Source organism: Polaribacter sp. P097, assembly GCF_036864555.1.
Taxonomy (GTDB): domain Bacteria; phylum Bacteroidota; class Bacteroidia; order Flavobacteriales; family Flavobacteriaceae; genus Polaribacter.
Window position 1 is genome coordinate 363,204 of record NZ_JAZETJ010000001.1, and the last position, 14,600, is coordinate 377,803.

Annotated in this window: 22 protein-coding genes and 1 tRNA gene; 13 read left to right on the plus strand and 10 right to left on the minus strand. The window is 29.5% G+C overall.

Going from position 1 to position 14,600, the window contains the following annotated elements; all coding sequences use genetic code 11:
- Nucleotides 1–13: 13 nt before the first annotated feature.
- Together folP and V7R38_RS01795 are read right to left on the minus strand one after the other, a co-directional pair.
- Nucleotides 14–835: a dihydropteroate synthase gene (folP, locus tag V7R38_RS01790; protein ID WP_334055800.1), complete on the minus strand. Its 822-nt coding sequence runs from the start codon at nt 833–835 to the stop codon at nt 14–16.
- Between the two features lies 1 nt (nt 836).
- On the minus strand, nt 837–1,418 hold the full coding sequence (locus V7R38_RS01795; protein ID WP_334055801.1) for an LOG family protein: 582 nt from the start codon (nt 1,416–1,418) through the stop codon (nt 837–839).
- 82 nt (nt 1,419–1,500) lie between these two features.
- On the opposite strand from V7R38_RS01795, the gene V7R38_RS01800 reads away from it, so the two are divergent.
- Genes V7R38_RS01800 through V7R38_RS01815 form a run of 4 tightly spaced genes read left to right on the plus strand, consistent with a single transcriptional unit; the run spans nt 1,501 to nt 4,116 of the window.
- Nucleotides 1,501–2,037 (plus strand): DUF1599 domain-containing protein, encoded by a 537-nt coding sequence (locus tag V7R38_RS01800; protein WP_015482057.1) that lies wholly within the window; start codon nt 1,501–1,503, stop codon nt 2,035–2,037.
- An 11-nt stretch (nt 2,038–2,048) separates the two neighbouring features.
- Entirely contained in the window at nt 2,049–3,035 is a 987-nt protein-coding gene (locus tag V7R38_RS01805) for a DoxX family protein (RefSeq protein ID WP_334055802.1), read from the plus strand.
- On the plus strand, nt 3,035–3,406 hold the full coding sequence (crcB, locus tag V7R38_RS01810) for a fluoride efflux transporter CrcB (protein ID WP_015482055.1): 372 nt from the start codon (nt 3,035–3,037) through the stop codon (nt 3,404–3,406). Before V7R38_RS01805 ends, crcB begins: the two co-directional genes overlap by 1 nt.
- Nucleotides 3,407–3,414: 8 nt before the next feature.
- Nucleotides 3,415–4,116, plus strand: a complete 702-nt coding sequence (locus tag V7R38_RS01815) for a crotonase/enoyl-CoA hydratase family protein (protein ID WP_334055803.1) — start codon at nt 3,415–3,417, stop codon at nt 4,114–4,116.
- On the opposite strand, the gene V7R38_RS01820 is transcribed toward V7R38_RS01815, so the two are convergent.
- On the minus strand, nt 4,113–4,733 hold the full coding sequence (locus tag V7R38_RS01820) for a DUF1684 domain-containing protein (RefSeq protein ID WP_334055804.1): 621 nt from the start codon (nt 4,731–4,733) through the stop codon (nt 4,113–4,115). The genes V7R38_RS01815 and V7R38_RS01820 overlap by 4 nt on opposite strands.
- A gap of 210 nt (nt 4,734–4,943) precedes the next feature.
- Between V7R38_RS01820 and V7R38_RS01825 the strand changes: the two genes are divergently transcribed.
- On the plus strand, nt 4,944–6,158 hold the full coding sequence (locus V7R38_RS01825) for an MFS transporter (RefSeq protein WP_334055805.1): 1,215 nt from the start codon (nt 4,944–4,946) through the stop codon (nt 6,156–6,158).
- On the opposite strand, the gene V7R38_RS01830 is transcribed toward V7R38_RS01825, so the two are convergent.
- Nucleotides 6,151–7,083: a calcium/sodium antiporter gene (locus tag V7R38_RS01830; protein ID WP_334055806.1), complete on the minus strand. Its 933-nt coding sequence runs from the start codon at nt 7,081–7,083 to the stop codon at nt 6,151–6,153. The genes V7R38_RS01825 and V7R38_RS01830 overlap by 8 nt on opposite strands.
- Before the next feature lie 486 nt (nt 7,084–7,569).
- Here V7R38_RS01830 and V7R38_RS01835 point away from each other — a divergent pair, with 486 nt between their 5' ends.
- From V7R38_RS01835 to V7R38_RS01860, 6 genes are all read left to right on the plus strand, one after another.
- Nucleotides 7,570–7,722 carry a hypothetical protein gene (locus V7R38_RS01835; protein ID WP_015482050.1) on the plus strand — a complete coding sequence of 51 codons (153 nt, stop codon included), beginning with the start codon at nt 7,570–7,572 and terminating at the stop codon, nt 7,720–7,722.
- 10 nt (nt 7,723–7,732) lie between these two features.
- Entirely contained in the window at nt 7,733–7,963 is a 231-nt protein-coding gene (locus tag V7R38_RS01840) for a putative signal transducing protein (RefSeq protein ID WP_334055807.1), read from the plus strand.
- Nucleotides 7,964–8,020: 57 nt separating this feature from the next.
- A tRNA-Arg gene (locus V7R38_RS01845) sits at nt 8,021–8,094 on the plus strand.
- A 189-nt stretch (nt 8,095–8,283) separates the two neighbouring features.
- Nucleotides 8,284–8,457 (plus strand): hypothetical protein, encoded by a 174-nt coding sequence (locus V7R38_RS01850; protein ID WP_015482048.1) that lies wholly within the window; start codon nt 8,284–8,286, stop codon nt 8,455–8,457.
- Entirely contained in the window at nt 8,454–9,020 is a 567-nt protein-coding gene (locus tag V7R38_RS01855; RefSeq protein ID WP_334055808.1) for a hypothetical protein, read from the plus strand. Before V7R38_RS01850 ends, V7R38_RS01855 begins: the two co-directional genes overlap by 4 nt.
- A 257-nt stretch (nt 9,021–9,277) precedes the next feature.
- Nucleotides 9,278–9,844 carry a hypothetical protein gene (locus V7R38_RS01860; protein WP_334055809.1) on the plus strand — a complete coding sequence of 189 codons (567 nt, stop codon included), beginning with the start codon at nt 9,278–9,280 and terminating at the stop codon, nt 9,842–9,844.
- Nucleotides 9,845–9,894: 50 nt separating this feature from the next.
- Here V7R38_RS01860 and V7R38_RS01865 read toward each other — a convergent pair whose 3' ends face one another.
- The 5 genes from V7R38_RS01865 to V7R38_RS01885 form a co-directional block, all read right to left on the minus strand.
- Nucleotides 9,895–10,167, minus strand: a complete 273-nt coding sequence (locus tag V7R38_RS01865; protein WP_334055810.1) for a hypothetical protein — start codon at nt 10,165–10,167, stop codon at nt 9,895–9,897.
- A gap of 2 nt (nt 10,168–10,169) precedes the next feature.
- Nucleotides 10,170–10,445, minus strand: a complete 276-nt coding sequence (locus tag V7R38_RS01870; protein WP_015482044.1) for an ATP-dependent Clp protease adaptor ClpS — start codon at nt 10,443–10,445, stop codon at nt 10,170–10,172.
- A gap of 10 nt (nt 10,446–10,455) precedes the next feature.
- Nucleotides 10,456–11,292 (minus strand): 50S ribosomal protein L11 methyltransferase, encoded by an 837-nt coding sequence (gene prmA, locus V7R38_RS01875; RefSeq protein WP_334055811.1) that lies wholly within the window; start codon nt 11,290–11,292, stop codon nt 10,456–10,458.
- 74 nt (nt 11,293–11,366) lie between these two features.
- A complete protein-coding gene (tpiA, locus tag V7R38_RS01880; protein ID WP_334055812.1) occupies nt 11,367–12,125 on the minus strand; it encodes a triose-phosphate isomerase in 759 nt (252 codons plus the stop codon).
- An 84-nt stretch (nt 12,126–12,209) separates the two neighbouring features.
- Nucleotides 12,210–12,701 (minus strand): TlpA family protein disulfide reductase, encoded by a 492-nt coding sequence (locus V7R38_RS01885; protein WP_334055813.1) that lies wholly within the window; start codon nt 12,699–12,701, stop codon nt 12,210–12,212.
- Nucleotides 12,702–12,785: 84 nt separating this feature from the next.
- Between V7R38_RS01885 and pyrF the strand changes: the two genes are divergently transcribed.
- Complete coding sequence (gene pyrF, locus V7R38_RS01890) at nt 12,786–13,598, plus strand: orotidine-5'-phosphate decarboxylase (protein ID WP_334055814.1); 813 nt, start codon at nt 12,786–12,788, stop codon at nt 13,596–13,598.
- Nucleotides 13,599–13,604: 6 nt separating this feature from the next.
- The gene (locus tag V7R38_RS01895) at nt 13,605–14,393 is read left to right on the plus strand and encodes an ABC transporter substrate-binding protein (protein WP_334055815.1); all 789 of its coding nucleotides are present in this window, start codon (nt 13,605–13,607) and stop codon (nt 14,391–14,393) included.
- Here the strand turns inward: V7R38_RS01895 and V7R38_RS01900 are convergent.
- Nucleotides 14,390–14,578: a hypothetical protein gene (locus V7R38_RS01900; protein ID WP_015482038.1), complete on the minus strand. Its 189-nt coding sequence runs from the start codon at nt 14,576–14,578 to the stop codon at nt 14,390–14,392. The two genes, V7R38_RS01895 and V7R38_RS01900, sit on opposite strands and share 4 nt — an antisense overlap.
- Between the last annotated feature and the right edge of the window lie 22 nt (nt 14,579–14,600).

Genomic DNA, 14,600 nt, shown 5'->3' on the forward strand with positions numbered 1-14,600 from the left:
AATTTGAATTAATTTATTTTATTTGCTGTACAATTTTTACAGCCTCTACAGCTTCTTTTACATCATGCACTCGTAGAATATTTGCACCATTTAACAAAGCAATAGTGTTTGCAGATGTGGTTGCATTTAAGGCTTCTTTGGCAGAAATATCTAAAGTTTTGTACAACATCGATTTTCTAGAAACACCTGCCAAAATAGGTGCATCTAAACTTTTGAAAAGTGATAAGTTTTTTAAAATCTCAAAGTTATGCTCTAAAGTTTTACCAAAACCAAAACCAACATCAATGATTACATCATTTAATTTTAATTGATGTAATTTAAAAATCTGTGCTGCAAAAAAGGAAATTATCTCTTTTGTTACATCTTCATAAACAGGATTTTTCTGCATGTTTTGTGGTGTACCTAACATATGCATTAAAACATATGGAACTTGCAATTCTGCAACAGTTGCAAACATTTTGTCATCCATATTACCACCTGAAATATCATTAATTAGCGCTGCACCAGAACCTATTGTGGCTCTAGCAACAGCGCTTCTAAATGTATCTATAGAAAGAATAATGTCTGGAAAGTTTTTTACTAACAAATCAACTACAGGTAAAATTCTCTTCAACTCTTCTTCTTCAGAAATATGAGCTGCTCCTGGCCTAGAAGAATACGCACCAACATCTATAAATGTTGCACCTTCTTCTAACATTTTATCTACTTGTCTTAAAATGGCATTTTTGTCTTTGTACTTTCCACCATCATAAAAAGAATCTGGAGTTATGTTTAAAATCCCCATAACTTTTGGAGAAGCTAAATCTATCAAATTGCCTTTGCAGTTAATCGTCATTCTATTTTACCACTTTTTGAATTACATGTCCTAATTCTGGAGCAACATATTGCTGCATTTTTATCATTAAATCATCTACAGTATTTGCAACAATTAAGAGCTTTCTATTTTCTGACCTTACATAACCTTCCTCTACCATTTTATCAATTTGCATTAAAATGGCATCAAAAAATCCGTTAATATTCAGCAAACCTACAGGCTTTTGTTCTATATGCAATTGGTTTAAGGTAAGTGCTTCAAAAAGCTCATCTAAAGTACCAAAACCACCAGGAAGTGTAATGTAACCATCTACCAATTTACTCATGATTACTTTACGCTCACTCATGTTTTTACAAACAATCATTTCTTCTACACCTGCATGAATCACTTCAACCTTTTCTAAAAGTTTAGGTATTACTCCAATAACTTCACCTTCATTTTCTAAAATGGTATCTGCTAAAACACCCATCATTCCTATTTTACCTCCACCATAAACTAACCCAATATTATGAGTTGCAAAATAGTGCCCCAAAGATTTTGCGGCTTTTTTGTAAACAGGATTAAAACCTATACTAGAACCACAAAACACAACTACTCTTTTCATAAAATCATTGTTAATTTCATTGTAAAAATAAATGAATTGGATATAAGATTTACTACATTTGATAAATTCTTTTTATTAAAAAATGCAAGACACCTCAAAACAATATGATGCTGTAGTTGAAGAATGCAGAAGTTTATTCATAAAAAAAATGACAGATTATGGAAGTGCTTGGCGTATTTTACGTTTGCCTTCATTAACAGATCAAATATTTATTAAAGCACAACGAATTAGACAATTACAAGAGAATGATGTTCGTAAAGTAGATGAAGGTGAAAAGTCTGAATTTATTGGTATTATCAACTATTCTGTAATGGCTTTAATTCAACTAGAAAAAGGTGTGGTTGAAAATCCAGATTTGTCTACTGAAGAAGCTACTTTACTTTATGATAAGCACGTGAAAATTACCAAAGAATTAATGATGAATAAAAATCATGATTATGGAGAAGCTTGGAGAGATATGCGTGTTTCTAGTTTAACCGATTTAATTCTTCAAAAATTACTTCGTGTAAAACAAATAGAAGATAATAAAGGAAAAACAATTGTATCTGAAGGTATTGATGCCAACTACCAAGACATGATCAATTATGCTGTTTTTGCAATGATTCATTTGCAGAATTAAATTTAAATTTTATGGTAAAACAAAAAGATACATTCATCAATATTTTAGTCCAAATTTCTAGAATTATAGTTGGAGGATTATTTATTTTCTCTGGATTTGTGAAGTTGGTAGATCCTATTGGTTCTCAATACAAATTTGAAGAATATTTTTCTGAAGGTGTACTAAATTTAGAGTTTCTGATACCTTATGCCTTACCTTTTGCAATATTTTTAATTATTTTAGAAATAGTTTTAGGTGTTGCTCTTTTAGTAGGTTGGAAACGAAAATTTACCGTAAACAGCTTAAAACTAATTATTCTATTCTTTCTATTTTTAACTTGGTACTCTGCTTATTTTGATAAAGTTACAGATTGTGGCTGCTTTGGTGATGCTATTAAACTTACGCCTTGGGAAACCTTTTGGAAAGATGTAATACTAACCATTTTAATATTCTTTATTGGTTTTAAAATAAAATTTATCAACCCTATTTTACCGAGGAATAACAATGGCTTAATTGTATTTTTATTATTATTAATATCAGCAGCAATTACTTGGTATGTTTTGGTTAATTTACCAATTATTGACTTTAGAGCTTATGCTATTGGTAAAAATATTCCTGAAGGAATGGAGTATAAAAATGATGGTAAAATTCCACCAATTCATGATTTCTTTTTAGAAGATTCCCAAAACGATTTGGCTCCACAAATTTTAGCAAAAGAAAAAGTTATTTTAGTAATTATGCCTAGTTTGGAAAAGTCGAATTACAGTGCATTTCCAGAAATTAAAAAGTTAGCTACAGATGCTAAAGCAAAAGGCTACAGCATTTACGGTGTTTCTGCCTCTTTTTCTGATATCATAGATTTAACCAAAGAGCGTTATCAACTAGATTTTGAATTTTTATTTTGTGATGAAACTACTTTAAAAACCATGATAAGATCTAATCCTGGAATTATGATTTTAAATAAAGGTACTATAGTAGACAAGAAAAATTGGAGAAACATTGATCAATTAGATTTGTAATGAAGAGCTTATTTCTTGTTTTTATTGGTGGAGGATTTGGAAGCGTTTTGCGATACATCATTGGCAAATGGCTAAACAACACTGAAACAGGAGTGCCTTATGGCACTTTTGCTGCAAATATTTTAGGCAGTCTTTTAATAGGCTTAATCTTAGGATATGCAGCAAAAAACGATGCTATTTCAGAAAATCACACATTATTATTAGCAACTGGTTTTTGTGGCGGTTTTACTACCTTCTCTACTTTTGCTTACGAGAATCATGTATTTTTAAAATCAGGAGATTTTACCTCATTTGCATTCTATACAATTGTCAGTTTTATCACAGGTTTCTTAGCTGTTTTTGCAGGAATGTACCTTATTAAATTAATATAACTCAGAAAATGAACGAATTTGTAACTTATCAATCAGAAGAAAACTACGCAATAATTACTATTAATAACGGAAAAGCGAATGCGATTTCTCACGAAGTTATTGCAGGTTTAAACGAAGGCTTGGATAAAGCTGAAAAAGAAGATAAGGTAGTTATTCTAACAGGTACAGATGGTATTTTTTCTGGAGGTTTCGATTTAAAAGTGATGACAAAATCACCTGAATCTGCCATAGAATTAGTAACCAAAGGTTCTAAACTATCTTTAAAAATGTTGTCTTTTCCTAAACCAATAATTTTAGCTTGTAATGGTCATGCCATTGCTAAAGGAGCATTTTTATTATTATCTGTAGATTATAGAATTGGTGTAGAAGGCGATTTTAAAATTGGACTAAATGAAGTGCTAATTGGAATGACCATGCATAATGCTGGTATTGCTATTGCTAATGCAAGACTATCTGAAGTATATTTAAATAGAAGTGTTAATAATGCTGAAATCTTTAATCCTAAAGACGCTGTAAAAGCAGGTTTTTTAGACATGATTGTGCCTGAAACTCACTTAATGCCTACTGCAAAAAAGGTTGCTGAAATGTTTACAAAACTAAACAAGAAAGCACATGCTGAAACAAAACTAAAAGTAAGACAACATCACTTAAAGAACTTAGAAAACGCAATTCTTGAAGACGCTAAAAATAGTATTTCTTTAGACGCTTAATGCTTTTTAAAATCTTTAACACCCGCTTTTATTTCTATATCTAAATGATTTTTTCTTGGTGTAATTGGGCAAGAAAACTTTTCATTATAAGCACAATAAGGGTTATAGGTATTGTTAAAATTAAGTTGAATTGTTTGATCATTTTTAATATCAGTTAACATAACATCCATATATCGACCTCCTCCATAAGATTCATTGCCAGAAGTTTCATCTGTAAAAGGAATAAACAGATAATCTTTGTACTGCTCATCTTCTAAATCCTCTTGACTTTGATATACTGTAAGCTGTAATGCCTTATTATTAATCGTAAAATCTAAAACTCCATATTCTCTATATAAAGGAGTTCTATCTGTAGTAGTTGCCATTTTAAAAATAGGCGCATTTTCGATTTTAGTAAGTTTTGCTGTGACAATAAAGTTTGAATCTACAGGAAAAAAATCTAAGCCCTTAAAAACCTTAATATCTTTCTTTTTTAAAGGTGATGATGTAACATCTTTAAAACTTGCATTCAATTTTTGTTGATATGGAGTATCACCTAACAAAGGTCTTTTATCTTTAGAATTGCAAGATATTATCAATATTAAAACAATTAAACTAGGTAGAAATAGTCTTTTCATTAGAGCATGTTTATCTTTCAAAAATACGATATTCAATAATTTTACGTACGTTTACCCTGTAATTAATGCAAATGAAAAATAGAATTTATAAATCTAACTTACCAATTATACAAATTTGAGGTTGCACTTTTAATTCTATTCAATAAATATATTAATTAAAAGCCCAATCTAGAAATTGGGCTTTTTGATTTTATCACACTAATAATCCAGATGAAAAATATTCTAACCAATTATGTAAACACCTTTAAAGGCCTTTCTAAAGAGGTTTGGTGGCTTTCATTAATTACTTTGGTGAATAGAGCAGGAACAATGGTAATTCCGTTTTTATCTTTATACCTTAATAAGAATTTAGGGTTTAGCTTAGCCAATGTAGGTTGGATATTATCTTTTTGGGGATTAGGTTCTGTTTTAGGCACATGGCTTGGAGGAAAACTGACTGACAAAATAGGCTATTATAAAGTAATGTTTAGCAGTTTACTAATCTCTGGAATATTCTTTATCTTATTACAAACCCTATCTACTTTTGAGTCTTTTTGTCTTGGAATACTATTAACAATGCTAGCAGCAGATGCTTTTAGACCTGCAATGTTTGTTGCTTTAAATGCCTACAGTAAACCTGAAAACAAAACCAGATCTGTAACTTTGATTCGTTTGGCCATCAATCTTGGTTTTTCTGCAGGACCTGCAATTGGTGGAATGATTATTACAGGTATTGGTTATTATGCACTTTTTTGGGTTGATGGTATTACTTGCATTTTAGCATCATTGGTATTAGTATTTGTTTTACATCCTAAAAAAGTAAAAGAATTAGATAATGTTATTGTAGAAAAACCAGTATCAGTTTATAAAGACAAAGCATTTTGGATCTTTTTTATTGGAATGTTCATCTTCGGATTTACTTTTATGCAATACTTTTCTACAATGCCATTATATTACAAAGACATTAGAAATTTAAGCGAATTAGAAATTGGCCTACTTATGGGTTTTAATGGTTTTTTCATTTTCGTTTTTGAAATGCCACTTATTCATTGGTTAGAAAATTTGAAAAAAGATAAGATAAAACTTGTTGCTTTAGGTCTATTTTTAGTCTCATTAAGTTTTGTTATCCTTTTAACTACATCTTGGATAGGAGTTTTATTTGTAGGTATTTTATTGATGACCATTGGAGAAATGATTGCTTTTCCTTTCTCAAATGCTTTTGCAATGGAAAGAGGTAAAAAAGGCAATCAAGGAGAATATATGGCTATGTATGCAATATCTTTTTCGCTAGCCAGTATTTTTAGCCATAACTCAGGAATGCAAATGATTAATTTTATAGGCTATGAATTAACTTGGTTATTTATGACAGTATTTGCTTTTTTAGGTGTTGCTATTCTAATTGCATTAAAACACTTTGTTTTAAAGAAAGAACAATCAACTATATAATTACGTAAATAAAAGCACAATACGCACCCAACAAAAGAACACCATTTACCCAATTGAGTTTGAATTTCTTTGGCAGTAGAACCATTAGCAAAATACTAAATGAAATAGCTAACATCCATAAAATATCACTAGACAACAATCTTTGATCTGATAATGATACAGGAGTTATTATTGAGGTAATACCAATTACAGCAAGTATATTAAATATGTTAGAGCCTATTAAATTTCCTAGTGAAATGGCTTTTTCCTTCTTAAGAACTGCAATTACAGAAGCTGCTAACTCAGGCACACTTGTTCCTATAGAAACTAAGGTAACTCCTATTACTCTCTCAGTTACTCCAAATTCTAATGCTAACGAAGTTGCTCCTTTAATCAATAATTCTGATCCACCCCAAAGGCCTAAACCACCTATTAAAAAGTAAAAGAATGTTTTATGATTAGGTAATAGAATTTCTTCTTCTATAATATCATCAAGATCAAACTCTTTTTGGGAGCGCAGTAAATAGACAATAAAACAGATTAAGAATACAAACAGAAACAAACCTTCCCACCAAACAATTACAGAATCACTCAAAAGAAAGAAATATAGTAACAATGAAGCTATCATCATTACAGGCCAATTCAACTTGTAAAAGTCTTTACTAACCCCCATAGAACCTAATAACAAAGTAATACCTAGCACCAAACCTAAATTGGCAACATTAGAGCCAATAACATTACCTAAAGCCAAATCTGATGAGCCAGTTAAAGCTGCGTTTATACTAACAATAAGTTCAGGAGCAGAAGTAGCAAAAGAAACTACTGTCATCCCTATTACAACTTTAGAAATTTTTAATTTAAGCGATAGTGCTACTGCCGATTTTAACAACCAGTCTCCACCTAAAATTAACAATACTATACCAACTATAATTAGTAAAAAATTCATCTAAAATCTTTTTGTCAAAGATACAAGATTATACAATTAGTTAAATTCGATAAAGATGAAAAGTGCAAAAAACAACCAATTAATGATGAAATTTCCTTTGCAATTTTAAAACCAACTAAAACAGCCCTTTACTTGATAACACATTTAAGCATTTTTAATGTAAACTAATTATAAAAATAAACTAACATCTAGTAAATATTTAAAATATTATAACTAAAACTATTTATTTCATTATTATTATAAAACAAATTTAATTAATAGTATTATAAACTTTAGGTTGATAGTATTTTAAGATTTTATATTGAAATCAGAAAACTAATATTCAACTTAAAATTTACAGAAATTATGATCTTACTACTGGTTAAATTTATTACACTTGTTGCAGAAATCATTTATATAATTCTATTCTAAGAAATTAAGTACAACTTGCTATAACCAAAATAAAGTTGTACATTTTTGCTACCTTTTACGACCAACCAAACAGTAATGAAGAAAAAATTATTTAAAACATTAGCTAAAGTAAATAAGGTAATTTTACCTTCTTACACCAAAAAAGAATTAGACATCTCTAAAGCATCAAAAATACAACTTGCCATTATTGGTTGGCGAGCATTTGTTACTATGAAATCTTTAGATTAAAACAAACATTATGGAAATAGAATATATTAAAGTATTTACAGGAAGCTCTATTTTAGTTAATAGACTAAATTCTTTGTTAGAAGAAGCAAATATTAAAACCATTATAAAAGACAGAGTAAACTCAGGAAATTTAGCTGGCTTTGGTGCCTTAGGTAATTCTATAGAGCTGTATGCTGCCGATACAGATTTGGATAAAGCAAACGCAGTTGTAGAAAATTTTAAGAATGAAATAAATTCATAAAAACCTCATAAGGCTTTCTATATTAAAAAAATGATATTATATTTGCACCCGCAAAAAGGCCATGTGGCGCAACTGAATAGCGCACTTGATTACGGCTCAAGAGGTTCTAGGTTTGAATCCTAGCATGGTCACAGAAAAACTCATTTTTTAATTAAAATGAGTTTTTTTTTATTTTAATTTATAATTAGTCTATATATATAATTTTACTTTGTATATTAGAGTATTAATATTGGCTATATATCTTATATTTTTATATTTGCCTTATTATTTGTTGAAACAAATAATTAGTATTTTAAATAATCCCTACAATTCCCTCAACTATGGATAATATAAAAACTAATGCTTTCTATATTCAATCGCCTTTGCTTACAGGTGATAATACCTCATATATAACCCCTATACGTTTATTTTATTGGATTTATAATTTATGGTTTAACAACATCTACACTGTAAATTCAGAATCTTTGCACTTATTTAAACAAGGAGGTAAATGAAGAAATTAAGTTTTAATTCTCGTAAATTACTCTTTGCAGTTTCTAATATAGAACGTAAACATAAAGTAATTACTTATGCTTCGTTGCTATTTTTAACCATATCTACTTATTTCTTAAGAACAGAAAATCAAAGAGTAAAGGTAGATTACGCAATTGTAAAAGAGCGTAATTTAAACTTGAAACAGAATATGGTAATCTTCAACAGAAGTTATGAAGAATTTCCTTTACCTGTTTGGCAGAAAGTAAAAAGAGGTAACGAGTTTATCATGCAGTATACTAACCCAGCTTTTGTTAAAGAATTTGGGCATTTTTTTAATAATGATCAATACCTAGTTATTGGAAAAAATAATTTTGAGCTTTGGCCAAAAAAATCTGCACAAATATTTTATGAAAATGACATTGCTGTTTCTATAACAGGAACAACTTTAACTACTACTGAAGAATTTGTAGATAAATCTGGAGCGCCAATTAATGGGCACGTTTTAAAATGGAGAAGTATTAGAGATAACAAGGATACTTTAGTGTATGGAATGGTGCAAAGAATTACCAAAATAAAAAAATAACTCACCTTTACTTTATTAACAATTTAGCATGAAAAGAACAAGGGTATCGTTCTTATATGCTTTTTTTGACTATATTTGATTTTCACTTTTAACCCCTACAATTATGCTCCACTACTCCATTTGCCCTAATAATGGTTATGTAATTCCCCATTTAAGTTACAGTTCTTATTTATACCATCGAACATTGTAAAAAAGATCTTTTAACATTCATTTACCAACCCTCGAAAATTTTTTAAATAATCTGATACCCGTTATTTATGAAAAAATTAGGACTTAAGGCTCAGTCTCTATTATTTACTGTTTCTAATTTAGAAAAGAAACATAAAATTATTACCTATATCTCTTTGTTGTTTTTAACAACATCAACGTACTTTTTAAGAACTGAAAATCAAAATGTAAAAATTGAAGTTGTAAAACTGAAGGAAAAAAGCATTTCGCTTAAAAAGAACATGATTATTTTTAATAGAACTTATCAAAGTTTTCCTTTACCAGTTTGGCAAAAGGTAAAACGTGGTAATCGATTTATCATACAATATGTAAATCCTGCTTACGTAAAACATTTGGGACACTTATTTTCATATGATATTTATTCGCATATAGGTAAAGACAACTTCGATCTTTTTGGAGATAAATATGCGCAAGCGTATTATGAGAAAGATTTGGTGGTTGCAATAACTGGTAACGATTTAAACTCTATTGATGAGATTTTTGATAAAGATGGCAAAAAAGCTTACGTTAAAGTTTTAAAATGGAGAGAAATAAACAACGACAAAGACACCATTATTTATGGTATGGTTAAAGAGTTTTTGGAAGAGAAAGAATAATTAAATACAAAGCCCATAAAAGAAAATTTTATGGGCTTTTTAATTTATTTTTAATTAAGATATCGTTTTATAGCTAACCTATGCTCAGGCTTACTTTTATCGTAATTAGAAACTAACAATTCTAAAATAAGCGGTTTCTTTTTACCAATTTCGCTTCTTGAATTGTATTTAGATACATACAAATTAAATTGATTTTCCTCTTTTTCAAAAATTAAAAAATGAGTATCATTTAGCTCAGTATATGCAATATCGTTATTAGAAAATGCTTCAGAACTGTCTTTCTTAAAATCCGAAAACTCGTAATACTTTAATACGTTTTCCATAATTAAACGAGTTCTGCAGATAAACCTAATTGCAATAATTTAGAGCACCTTGGCTCTAAATCTTTAAATTCACCAGACTTAACAGTGCATTTACCTTTATAGTGTACTAAAATAGTACACTGCTCAGCTTGTTCTAAAGTATGATCGCAAACATTGATTAAAGATTCAATTACAAAATCGAATGTATTTACATCATCATTATGCAAAACAATTTCATGCTGAAAAACCTCTTTTTCTAAGACGTCTACTTCCTCTTGAATTTTTTCTTTAGTACTCATATTTTCAAAATTACAATTTATTGTATTTTAAAGCAACCCAATTATTTCTTTCTATCGTTTTTTCTAACTTTAAGTTATACTTAGAAACCTCATCATCTATGATAGAAATATCTTCTTTATAAAAACCACTTAATAATAAAACACCTTTCTCGTTTAAACAATTTGTGTAGATTTCCATATCTGCCAACAAAATATTCCTATTGATGTTCGCAATAATAACATCGTACTTTTTATCATGTAACAAAGAAGAATCACCTTCATAAACGCTTATTTCTGAACAATTATTACGTTTTACATTTTCTATTGAGTTTTCGTAACACCAATTATCAATATCTATAGCATCTATGGGTTTTGCACCTTTCATTTCAGCGAAAATTGCTAAAATTCCAGTTCCACAACCCATATCTAAAGTCTTTTTATCCTTTAAATCTAACTCCAACAAATGCTGAATCATCATGTGCGTAGTTTCATGATGCCCAGTTCCAAAACTCATTTTTGGCTCTATTACAATATCATATTGCAAATTAGGATTCTCATGAAAAGGCGCTCTAATACTTACCAAATCGTTCACCTGAATTGGGGTGAAGTTTTTCTCCCATTCTGCATTCCAATTGGTCTGTGCAACCTCTTTTTGAGTATATGAAATTGAAAATTCATTAGAACTTAGAATATAAATATCTTCTAAAACAGTTGAAGAGTGATCGTCTTTTTGAATGTAGGCAATTACACCATTTTCTGTTTCAACAAAACTTTCAAAACCTACAGAACCTAACTCAGCTATTAAAATTTCTGAAGCTGGCTCTTTAGGTGTTATTGTAAAAGTATATTCGATATATATATTATCCATAATAAAAAATGCATCAAGATTCAATCTTGATGCAAATTTATTGGTTTTATACCAAAGTATATGTTTTACTTAAGTTAAATTGCTTTTATAATAGCTGCAAAATCGGCATGTTTTAAAGATGCACCACCAATTAAACCACCATCAACATCTTCTTTAGAAAATATTTCTACTGCATTTGCAGGCTTAACACTACCACCATATAAAATAGAAATACTGTCTGCTACTTCTTGATTGTATTTTTCTGCAATTGTTTTTCTAATAAATGCATGCATTTCTTGTGCTTGCTCAGGACTTGCAGTTTCGCCAGTACCAATAGCCCAAACAGGTTCATAAGCTAAAACAATACTAGAAAAATCTTCTGCTTTTAAATGAAATAAAGCATTTTTTAACTGACTTTCTACCACATTAAAATGGTTGTTGGATTTTCTATCTTCTAAAAGCTCTCCAAAACAAAAGATAGCTTCTAAGTTGTTGGCAATAATAGCATCCATTTTTTCCGCCAATAAAGCATCAGTTTCATTAAAATATTGCCTTCTTTCAGAATGGCCAATAATAACAGATTTAATACCCAATGACTTTAACATATCTGCAGATACTTCACCTGTAAAAGCTCCACTTTTTGCTTGGTGCATATTTTGTGAAGCAACTTCTATTTTATTTGAAGAAGTTAACTCTAAAGCTAATGATAAATTTACATAAGAAGGAGAAACAATAACTCTTGCATTATTTAATTCAAGGTTTTCTATTTCACTCTGAATACCGTTAATTAATGATTTTGTCTCTGCTAAATCATTATTCATTTTCCAGTTACCTGCTACTATTTTTTTTCTCATAAGGATGTATTTAAATCTATGGTAAAATTAAGAAATGATCTGTAAATATTCTTTTAAATACTAAATAGTTACTAAAACGTTTCCTTAATTATCTTCAAGTGCTTCTCTGATAGCTTTATCTGTAATATTCGTAGCTTTAAATAAGGCAATTTCTCCTTCTTCATCAATAACCATATAAGTTGGTATCCAAGAAAGGTTTATAAACTCTACAAGATCGCCATCATTCATGCCTTTTGGCAAATTATAGTGCTCACCTTTAATTTTATATTTTTTTATTCCTTTTTTCCAAGAAGGTTGACTAAAGTCTGTAGATAAAAATACATATTCTACATCTGGAAATTCTTTTTGCAGTTGATTTAATTTTGGAAAACCTACAATACAATCTTTGCACCAAGAGGCCCAAAAATCAATCAATATTTTTTTGCCTTTATGTTTGTAAAGCACCTCTCTAAAGGTAATTTTAGTGCCATCTACATCGACCAGCATTTCTAAATTTGCAGGCTCAGAAAATGTAGTTGGCTGTTCTTTATTACAGCTCACTAAAACTATAAAAAGTAATAAGATTAATCTTTTCATCTAAAAATTGTCTTTTAAAAAATTAAGATCTTACAAATGTTACCCGTTAAAAATAGTATTTTTGTATCACTTTAAGCAAAACTAATGACAACAGCCGAACTTATATCACAAATAAATCAAAAAAAATCATTTTTATGTATTGGTTTAGATCCTGATTTAGATAAACTACCAACACATTTATTAGCATCAGAAAATCCAATTTTCGAGTTTAACAAAGCTATTATTGATGCAACTCATCATTTATGTGTTGCCTACAAACCTAATATTGCTTTTTATGAAGTTTATGGTTTAAAAGGTTGGCAATGTTTAGAGAAAACAATCAATTATCTGAATGAAAATTACCCAGAAATCTATACTATAGCTGATGCAAAAAGAGGTGATATTGGTAATACATCTAATATGTATGCAAGGGCTTTCTTAGAAGATTTAGGTTTTGATTCTGTAACTGTAGCCCCATATATGGGTAAAGATTCTGTAGAGCCTTTTTTAGCCATAAAAGATAAGCACACTATTATGCTTGCATTAACGTCTAATGAAGGTGCATTTGATTTTCAAACTCAAAAAGTAGATAATAAAGAGCTTTACAAATTGGTTTTAGAAACTTCTAAAACATGGGAAAACTCTCAAAATTTGATGTATGTTGTTGGTGCTACAAAAGCTGAGTATTTTGCTGAAATTCGTAAAATTGTACCTGAAGCTTTTTTATTAGTACCTGGAGTTGGTGCTCAAGGAGGAAATTTACAAGATGTCTGTAAATACGGTTTAACTGAAAATATTGGGTTATTAGTAAACTCTTCTAGAGGAATAATATACGCTTCTAAAAATGAAGATTTTGCAAATGCTGCTGCTCTACAAGCAAAGGAATTGCAAACAGAAATGGAAGCTATTTTAAAATAGAAACCTATGCAGTTCAAAGATCAAATGAATACCATTTTTGAATTGCAAAAAACACCTTCTAGAATTGTTTCTTTAGTACCAAGCTTAACCGAACTTTTAGTAGATTTAGGTTTAGAAACTTCAATTGTAGGGGTCACCAAATTTTGTGTACATCCTGTTCACTTAAGAAAATCAAAAACTATTGTTGGTGGAACTAAAAATGTTCATTTTGATAAAATTCGAGAATTAAAGCCAGACATCATACTTTGTAATAAGGAAGAGAACACCAAAGATATTGTAAAAAAATGCCAAGAAATTGCTGTTGTTCATGTATCAGACATTGCTACACTACAAGACACTCTAGATTTAATATTACAATATGGAACTATATTTTCTTGCACAGAAAAAGCGACAATTTTAGTCAAAAATATACGCACTGAATTTAGAAAGTTCGAATTATTTATTGCAAATAAAGAAACTTTAAATGTGGCTTATTTCATTTGGAAAAATCCATGGATGGCAGCTGGAAATGGAACCTTTATAAACCACATGCTCACTATCAATAAGTTTAAAAATACCTTCAGAACTAAAGAAAGATATCCTGAGGTTGATATTGATCAATTAGATAAAAACGTGGAATTGATTTTACTTTCTTCTGAACCTTATCCTTTTAAGGAGAAAGATTTTATATCGTTTACAAACAAGGATAAAGAATTACAAATACAGTTGGTGAATGGTGAGTATTTTTCTTGGTATGGTTCTAGACTTCTAAAAGCTTTCAATTATTTTAAAACCTTAAGAGAATCTTTAGCCTAAATAACCAAATCTCTATCTAAATAGTTTACTTGATTAATTTTCTCTAATAGCTTCATCGCTTTAAAGGCTGCCAAATCACTTTTAGCTTCGTCTACAAATCTATAGTTATTCGATTTCTCAACTAAGTTTACGTATCTATCTTTTAGATGCCGTTTATAATTCTGGAATTGATTTTGGTAATACATGGCGAATGGAGGATTAGTTTTT

Coding starts and splice junctions, on each gene's coding strand:
- pyrF (WP_334055814.1), top strand. CDS start 12,786: ATGACAACAGCCGAACTTATATCACAAATAAATCAAAAAAAATCATTT.
- V7R38_RS01815 (WP_334055803.1), top strand. CDS start 3,415: ATGAACGAATTTGTAACTTATCAATCAGAAGAAAACTACGCAATAATT.
- V7R38_RS01900 (WP_015482038.1), bottom strand. CDS start 14,578: ATGTATTACCAAAATCAATTCCAGAATTATAAACGGCATCTAAAAGAT.
- V7R38_RS01825 (WP_334055805.1), top strand. CDS start 4,944: ATGAAAAATATTCTAACCAATTATGTAAACACCTTTAAAGGCCTTTCT.
- V7R38_RS01835 (WP_015482050.1), top strand. CDS start 7,570: ATGAAGAAAAAATTATTTAAAACATTAGCTAAAGTAAATAAGGTAATT.
- V7R38_RS01855 (WP_334055808.1), top strand. CDS start 8,454: ATGAAGAAATTAAGTTTTAATTCTCGTAAATTACTCTTTGCAGTTTCT.
- prmA (WP_334055811.1), bottom strand. CDS start 11,292: ATGGATAATATATATATCGAATATACTTTTACAATAACACCTAAAGAG.
- V7R38_RS01870 (WP_015482044.1), bottom strand. CDS start 10,445: ATGAGTACTAAAGAAAAAATTCAAGAGGAAGTAGACGTCTTAGAAAAA.
- V7R38_RS01850 (WP_015482048.1), top strand. CDS start 8,284: ATGGATAATATAAAAACTAATGCTTTCTATATTCAATCGCCTTTGCTT.
- tpiA (WP_334055812.1), bottom strand. CDS start 12,125: ATGAGAAAAAAAATAGTAGCAGGTAACTGGAAAATGAATAATGATTTA.
- folP (WP_334055800.1), bottom strand. CDS start 835: ATGACGATTAACTGCAAAGGCAATTTGATAGATTTAGCTTCTCCAAAA.
- crcB (WP_015482055.1), top strand. CDS start 3,035: ATGAAGAGCTTATTTCTTGTTTTTATTGGTGGAGGATTTGGAAGCGTT.
- V7R38_RS01795 (WP_334055801.1), bottom strand. CDS start 1,418: ATGAAAAGAGTAGTTGTGTTTTGTGGTTCTAGTATAGGTTTTAATCCT.
- V7R38_RS01800 (WP_015482057.1), top strand. CDS start 1,501: ATGCAAGACACCTCAAAACAATATGATGCTGTAGTTGAAGAATGCAGA.
- V7R38_RS01885 (WP_334055813.1), bottom strand. CDS start 12,701: ATGAAAAGATTAATCTTATTACTTTTTATAGTTTTAGTGAGCTGTAAT.
- V7R38_RS01865 (WP_334055810.1), bottom strand. CDS start 10,167: ATGGAAAACGTATTAAAGTATTACGAGTTTTCGGATTTTAAGAAAGAC.
- V7R38_RS01860 (WP_334055809.1), top strand. CDS start 9,278: ATGAAAAAATTAGGACTTAAGGCTCAGTCTCTATTATTTACTGTTTCT.
- V7R38_RS01820 (WP_334055804.1), bottom strand. CDS start 4,733: ATGAAAAGACTATTTCTACCTAGTTTAATTGTTTTAATATTGATAATA.
- V7R38_RS01830 (WP_334055806.1), bottom strand. CDS start 7,083: ATGAATTTTTTACTAATTATAGTTGGTATAGTATTGTTAATTTTAGGT.
- V7R38_RS01895 (WP_334055815.1), top strand. CDS start 13,605: ATGCAGTTCAAAGATCAAATGAATACCATTTTTGAATTGCAAAAAACA.
- V7R38_RS01805 (WP_334055802.1), top strand. CDS start 2,049: ATGGTAAAACAAAAAGATACATTCATCAATATTTTAGTCCAAATTTCT.
- V7R38_RS01840 (WP_334055807.1), top strand. CDS start 7,733: ATGGAAATAGAATATATTAAAGTATTTACAGGAAGCTCTATTTTAGTT.